Consider the following 6,752-nt stretch of genomic DNA (forward strand, 5'->3'; position numbering starts at 1 on the left):
GGTCTGTCGGGCGTTATCCGCCGGCGACGGTCGCTGCGTGAAGCCGCTGCGCCAGATCGCCGGCAAGGAACGGCACCCCGGACAGCAGCGCACGCAACGCCGCGTCCGTCTGGTGACGACCGTTCATCGACAGGCGCGGCAGGGCGTGGCAATGCGCGCGGTGCGCGGGCCACAGATGCCCCGGCCGCGTCGTGACAGCCGTCGTGAAGCCCGCCGCGCGGGCGAGGACATGCTCCCGCACGCCCACGGCCTCCCTGTCGCCATGGGGATAGGCCAGATGCCTGACGGGCCGCCGCAGACGACCGGCAATGACGCGCCGGCTCTCTCCCAGTTCTTCCAGCACGGTCTCCGCCGTTTCCCGCGACAGAACCGGATGGCTCATGGAATGGGCGCCGATGGTGACCAGCGGATCGCGGGCCAGCGCCGCGATATCCTCCCAGTCCGCGCACAACTCCCGGGATGTCGCGGCGGGATCCCTGCCCTCGCGCTCCGCGAGCGACATGACGAAGCCGCGCAGCTCTTTCCCGCCGGCGGCCCTGAGACGCCGGGCAACGCCGGCGAACGCCGCCGCCTTCTGCGCGGGCGTTGCCGTCTGCAGCGACAGGACATCCTCGCCCACCCGGAAAACAACACTGTCGGCCCCGGCGATGGCGCGCTCCAGATCGATCCACCAGAGCACGCCGCGCCCGTCGGCGAACCGGGGCACCACGTAAAGGGTCCACGGCACGTTGCGGCGTCTGAGGATTGGCCATGCGTGCTCGACGTTGTCGCGATATCCGTCATCGAAGGTGATGACGGCAAAGGGCCGCCCCCTTCTCGAAGCATCCAGTCTTTCCGGCACCTCATCCATCGAAACGCATTCGAACCCGGCGTGTGCGAGCGCTTCAAGCGTCGCCTCCAGAAACGCGGGCGTGACCTCAAGGGAACGGTTGGGCCGGAATTGCCCTTGCGCCACGGCATGGGCGCCGCCCCCGGGCGCATCCGGGCGAACGTGATGGAAGGTGAGAATGAGGCCGCACCCCTGCGCGAACGGCCGCAGCCAGCGGTCGGCGCGCGATGAGGCGATGGCCGAAAAGCCGCCGGCGAAAATGGCGTGGCGCAAATCTCCCATCCGCAAATCTCCCACTGGTCAGGCATCAGTCCTGCGGCGCGACGACGACGCGATTGAGCCGCGCCGACACCTCCAGCACGTCTCCGGGCTGCATCGGCGTATCCTCCGACACCTGCAGATGCTCCTCCGCGCTGCCGTTGCGCCGGACGATGGTGAGGTTTGGCCCCGTGCCGTCCCGCGCGTACATCTGGCTGCGCATGGCGCCCGCGTAGAGAAGTTGCTCCGCCGTGGCCCGCACCTGCGACCTGGCGCGCTCCAGTTCCGCCAGAGCGCCGATCAACTCACCCGCCAGCCCCTGCTGGCGCTCGCTCTCGATCCGGCCGAGCGCCAGACGCTGTTCCTCAAGCTGCCGGCGGGCCGCCGAAAGCCGTGCGCGCGCGTCGATCTGCTGTCCGCGCAAGAAGGCGAGCGCACGCCGCTCCTCGTCGAGCCGGTTATTCGTCGTCACGCCCCGCGCGCTGTTGGCGGCCGCGCGTTCCGTGGCACCGATCTGCATGGCGAGGCTTTCGTCCTGCCTCGTGACGAGTTCCTCCAGCGGCTTGATCTCCTGCTCCGCCTGCGCCACGACGCGCCGGAGGTAGTCGAGCTGGCGGCGGTGGGTTTCGAGCCGCAGGTTCGTCCCGGTGCGTTCGAGCTGCGTCAGCTTGTCGATGGTCGCCTTCGGCAGCGGCGCGCTGTTGAGTACGGAAAAATCGATGTCGGTGCGGCCTTCCATGGCCGCCTGCAGAGCGAGCACGCGCGCCTGCCGGGTGACGAGATCGACCCAGAGCGAGTCGTAGCGCCCCTGTATTTCCGGCGTGGCGAGAAGAGGGTTTTCCGCCTGAAACCGCAAGACATTATACCCCCCCGCCAACGCAATCGCATGGCGCACCGTCAGCCCCGGACGAAACGGATGAGCCCCCGGCCGCGTGATGTCGCCGCTGATGTAGAACGGCCGGAGTTCGGTCAGTTCCACCGTCACATGAGGCCCGCGAAAATATCCTTCCGCCTCCAGCCTGCGTGCGATTTCCTCGCGTAGCCCGGCGATGCTGAGACCGGCGGCGCGCACTTCGCCCAGAAAGGGAACGGCGACATTGCCATCGATGTTCACAGCCGCGCGGCGGTTGAAATCGGCGACGCCGTACAGGACGATCTCGACAACGTCTCCGGCGTCCAGCAGATATTCGGCCCGTGCCCGCGCGGGCGGCAGCGACAGCACCGAGATGAACAGCACGGTCGCGACAGTGCCACGGTACAAAACCGGCAGGATACCACCGATGATTATTCTGACGGCACACGTCCTGATGATCAGCATGCAACGCATGGTGGCGCCTCCCGGTATTCGGCCGCTCGCGTATCCACGGTCACTAACAGCCTCTAATGGCGCGCGAAGGCATAGAGCCTCCCCCGCATGCCTCCCGTAACAAGCCGAAAGACAAGATAAAGGCTCGCGCTCAGTGCAAATTCACGCATGTTGAGAAAGCCGGAACGATACAACTCCCGACGAAAATCCAGTTCATGCAGCGCATAGCGCAGCCCGCCGCGCCGACGCCGCTGGTCCATGCCGGCCCGGAAACGCAGCAGTACCTTCGGAATGACGTGAAACCGCGCCCCCGCCTGCGCAAGCCGCACGAACAGGTCATAGTCTTCCAACAGCCCGAAGCGGGTGCGATAGCCGCCAAGCTTGCGCAGCAGCTCGGTGCGCACGCAAATCGTCGGATGCACCAGCACGTTGCGCCACCGCAGCGCCTGCAGGACGGCGTCGTGGCTGACAGGCGAAATCTTGAGCGATGACGGCGTGCCGTCGTCGAAGAACTCCTCCGCCCATGCGGAGACGCAATCGGTGTCGGCATGCGCATGCAAATAGGCCATCTGCACCGCCACCCTGTCGTGCATGCAGAGGTCGTCGCTGTCCATGCGCATGGTGTAATCGCCACCGCAATGCGCAAGGCCCGCGTTCATCGCCGCCGCAAGCCCTTCGTTGTGCGGCAGGCGCACCGGCGTGAACACGGTCGGGCCATTCTCGAAGAAGGCGCGAAACCGCGCGATCACCGCCTCCTGCGCCCGATCGATCGGGCCATCCACGACGAAGACGATCTGATGCGGCGGCAACGTCTGGGCCCGCAGGCTGGAGAGGCTCGCCTCCAGATTGGCGGCGGACTCGCGCGCGTAGGTCGACATCAGGATGCTGACGGAAGCCACCGGCCGGGCCGTATGGTCGCCACTGTTGCCGCCCGCAGCCATTATCTGGCCCCCCGGCGCGATACGACGACCCCGATGGTGCGATACAGGATGAACAGATCGAGCAATACATGGTGGTTCAGGATATAGTGCTTATCGAGCGCCACCCGCTCGTTATAGCCGACGTCGTTGCGCCCGCTCACCTGCCACAACCCGGTTATACCCGGGCGTACGCTCATGTAAAGCGGCGCTACCGGGCCGTAATGCTTCATTTCAGCTTGCGTGACAGGTCGTGGTCCGACAAGGCTCATGTCTCCGGACAGTACATTGAACAATTGCGGCAGTTCATCGAGGCTCGACTGACGCAGAAACCGGCCGACAGATGTGATCCGTGGATCGAAGGCCAGTTTCTGTTCGCGCTCCCACTCCCGGGCAGCTTCCGGATGATAAGACAAGTATTCGCCCAGGCAGGCCTCCGCGTCGAGGATCATGGTACGAAACTTCCAACAACCGAACATTTGGCCGCCGCGCCCCACGCGGGAGTGACGATAGAATACCGGCCCTCCGTCTGTCGCCACAAGCAGGCCGACAACGAAAAGCAATGGAAATGCCAGAAAAATCAGCGTGATACTTCCGATAAGATCGAAGGCGCGTTTTATCGCGTCCCGAAAGTTGCCCAGCGCCCGCGTTCGATGCTTGTCGCCAACCGAGATGGAATAATCCGCGTTCCCGGGAATCTTGTTGATGCGATGAGCCATGGCCATCTCCTCACGCCACACAAACGTGCCCAGCATGCTCGGCAAAGCGGGATCCGCTATCCGATTGACAGCTCTGTCATTCTTTTGCTCACGCCGTGGGCGCGGCAAAGAATGCCTCTCACGCATTGATACTGAAATAGCCGGTTGTGGTTCAACTATCATGGAGGGTTAACCCTGAAGAGGTATAGATGAACGTCTTGCTTCACCAACCGATAAGTTCTATGGCATTTCTGACGCCCCGTCTGAGCCTGACCGGGCAGGTTTCAAGAGAACTTTATTCGACAACGTCCAAAGACCGGAACTGCGAACATGATTCAAAGTAAGCGCGGCGTTGCCAGAGACTGACACCTTCTGGAAACCGCAAACAGCCATATTTCGTTTCGTGTTTAATTGATGAATTTCATCAAAAACTCACTAAGAAATTATAATATAACATTATAAATAATAAATTATATTTATAAAATTTATTATGTAAATAAGTATAAAAATATTAAATTAATTAAAAATTACATAAATATTCAATTATAAATTTAAAATTTACAAATATATATTTATTTATTTTTCGATATATCGTTCATGCTCAATTTTTTTCTTTTTATGTCAACAAATTTACATATAATAAAACTTGGTAAAGCGATTGATCATTATTTGCATGAAAATGTTTGACATGCATCCTGTTCTGTAAATAGGATGCAGTGTCATCCTCCTAGTAGCCGCAAATGACGTGATCTGAGGGGGATAGCTGATCGCTTCAGACGTGTCGAGCACAACTCCGTCTGACAATAAGACCCATCGCGTGTGAAAATACGTGTGAGGTGCATAAATGAAACTCTCAGGTGCAACTTCAGTTCCGGAGAATGCGGGGCTGTTGCAGATGGGCTTCCATTCGCCGAAGGAGGAAGAAAACTCCGGGCTGGTTGTCATCGCAATGTCTTCGGAGGCAGCCTCCGATACAAAAGAAGCAACACAGGCAAGAAACGAAGAGGAATATTCGACTATCAATACTTTGAACGACAAACTATTGATACAGCATATTTCCGCGCATGCGCCGGCAGGAGACACAAGCCACGACGCCCATAGCGACGCGGAGCTGCAAAAAATCCTCAGGGAAAGCGGCATTTCGCACGAAAATGTCGATACGCGGTCCCTGCTTTCTCCACGCGAGATTGCCGTTCTGGAACTTTTGTCCGAAGGACAGTCAAACAAGTATATCGCAAGAGAACTCGATATAGCAGAACCGACTGTCAAATGCCACGTCAAGTCTATCTTGCGAAAACTAAACGTCCGCAACCGTTTTGAAGCTGCAATGTGGGTTTTGCGGGCCAGAGGGCAGCTGCTGATCTGAAAAGACGCATCGTTGCTGCGAAGCATGTATTTCAAATCCGATATTCTCGTTAAAGTTGTATTTCATTAATAAAAGTCGCGCTTATTTCTGTGTATTCAATATTTCGATATAACCATCATTGCACCATAAATACAGCCTGATGCACCGGAAGCCTGGCGACGGCGGAACTGCCGGCTATCCGGCAGGCCATTCCGTATTGCGGGGCTCCCGGGCGTCCGCGAGCCCCCCTCCCTCTGTTCGGCCCGTTCTCCGGAGTGCTTATGGAGAAATATGGCATGTCAACGATGTCGAACATTCTTGTGACAGGCGGTGCCGGCTTCATCGGCGCTCACATCTGCGAAGCACTGGTGCGGGCGGGGTTGAGGCCCGTCATCTACGACAACCTGACCAATTCCAGCAGCGCCGTGATCGAGCGGCTGGAACGGCTCGCCGGTCTGCGGCCCCTGTTCATCCATGCCGACATCCGCGATGCGAGGCAGCTCGACACGGCCTTTGCACACACCACGTTCGCCGCGGTCATCCACCTTGCCGCCTTGAAGGCCGTGGGCGACTCCGTAGCGCAGCCCCTGCAGTATTATGACGTGAACGTGGCCGGCACCCTCGCCCTGCTCGCCGCGATGCGCCGCGCCAACGTGCGCACGCTGGTGTTTTCATCCTCCGCGACGGTTTACGGCGAAGCCGCGACCGTGCCGATACGCGAAGACTTTCCGCGCAGGCCCGCGAACCCCTATGGGCGAACGAAGGTCGCCGCGGAGGACATTCTCACCGATCTCGCGCATGCCGAACCGGGCTGGCGGATCGCCCTGCTACGGTACTTCAACCCGATAGGCGCCCACGAAAGCGGCCTGATCGGCGAGGACCCTCGTGGTGTGCCCGGCAATCTGCTCCCCTACATCGCGCAGGTGGCCGTTGGAAACCGGAATGAGCTGAACGTATTCGGAACCGACTATCCGACCCGGGACGGCACCGGCGTGCGCGACTATATCCACGTCATGGATCTGGCAGAAGGGCATGTTGCCGCGCTGGAGCATCTCGCGACGACGGGCCGTTTCATCGCCGCGAATCTGGGCACGGGGTATGGCCTCAGCGTGCTGGAAGTCGTGCATGCTTTCGAGCGCGCGAGCAACAGGCACATTCCGCTTCGCTTCGTGGCGCGGCGGCAAGGGGACGTCGCTGAATGCTACGCCGATCCCGCTTTCGCCAACCGCCTGCTGGGCTGGAAGGCCGAGCGCGACATCGACAGGATGTGCGCGGATGCATGGCGCTGGCAGAGCCTCAACCCTCTAGGTCGTAGTGAGGAATTAACAAAGGGGATTCCCAACTTCGGGAGATCGTGATTCAAGGCTACATTTTGGAGCTCAGCCAGATGAACGATCAG

General features: G+C 60.0%; 6 protein-coding genes. 2 read left to right on the forward strand and 4 right to left on the reverse strand.

The window, feature by feature from the left end; translation table 11 throughout:
- Nucleotides 1-13: 13 nt before the first annotated feature.
- From FHS82_RS09345 to FHS82_RS09360, 4 genes are read right to left on the reverse strand one after another with little or no spacing between them, the layout of a single operon-like run.
- The gene (locus FHS82_RS09345) at nt 14-1,111 is read right to left on the reverse strand and encodes a polysaccharide deacetylase family protein (RefSeq protein ID WP_166951339.1); all 1,098 of its coding nucleotides are present in this window, start codon (nt 1,109-1,111) and stop codon (nt 14-16) included.
- A 25-nt stretch (nt 1,112-1,136) separates the two neighbouring features.
- Nucleotides 1,137-2,414, reverse strand: coding sequence for a polysaccharide biosynthesis/export family protein (locus tag FHS82_RS09350; protein WP_166951341.1), 1,278 nt, complete (start codon nt 2,412-2,414; stop codon nt 1,137-1,139).
- Between the two features lie 53 nt (nt 2,415-2,467).
- Nucleotides 2,468-3,334, reverse strand: a complete 867-nt coding sequence (locus FHS82_RS09355) for a glycosyltransferase (RefSeq protein ID WP_246225213.1) — start codon at nt 3,332-3,334, stop codon at nt 2,468-2,470.
- Complete coding sequence (locus FHS82_RS09360) at nt 3,334-4,029, reverse strand: sugar transferase (RefSeq protein WP_166951344.1); 696 nt, start codon at nt 4,027-4,029, stop codon at nt 3,334-3,336. The genes FHS82_RS09355 and FHS82_RS09360 overlap by 1 nt, the downstream gene beginning before the upstream one ends.
- Nucleotides 4,030-4,852: 823 nt before the next feature.
- Here FHS82_RS09360 and FHS82_RS21430 point away from each other — a divergent pair.
- Both FHS82_RS21430 and galE read left to right on the forward strand, forming a co-directional pair.
- Nucleotides 4,853-5,374 (forward strand): LuxR C-terminal-related transcriptional regulator, encoded by a 522-nt coding sequence (locus FHS82_RS21430; protein WP_166951347.1) that lies wholly within the window; start codon nt 4,853-4,855, stop codon nt 5,372-5,374.
- A 284-nt stretch (nt 5,375-5,658) separates the two neighbouring features.
- A complete protein-coding gene (galE, locus tag FHS82_RS09370) occupies nt 5,659-6,711 on the forward strand; it encodes a UDP-glucose 4-epimerase GalE (protein WP_166951349.1) in 1,053 nt (350 codons plus the stop codon).
- Nucleotides 6,712-6,752 lie beyond the last annotated feature (41 nt).

The organism is Pseudochelatococcus lubricantis (assembly GCF_011762225.1).
Classification (GTDB): Bacteria; Pseudomonadota; Alphaproteobacteria; order Rhizobiales; family Beijerinckiaceae; genus Pseudochelatococcus; species Pseudochelatococcus lubricantis.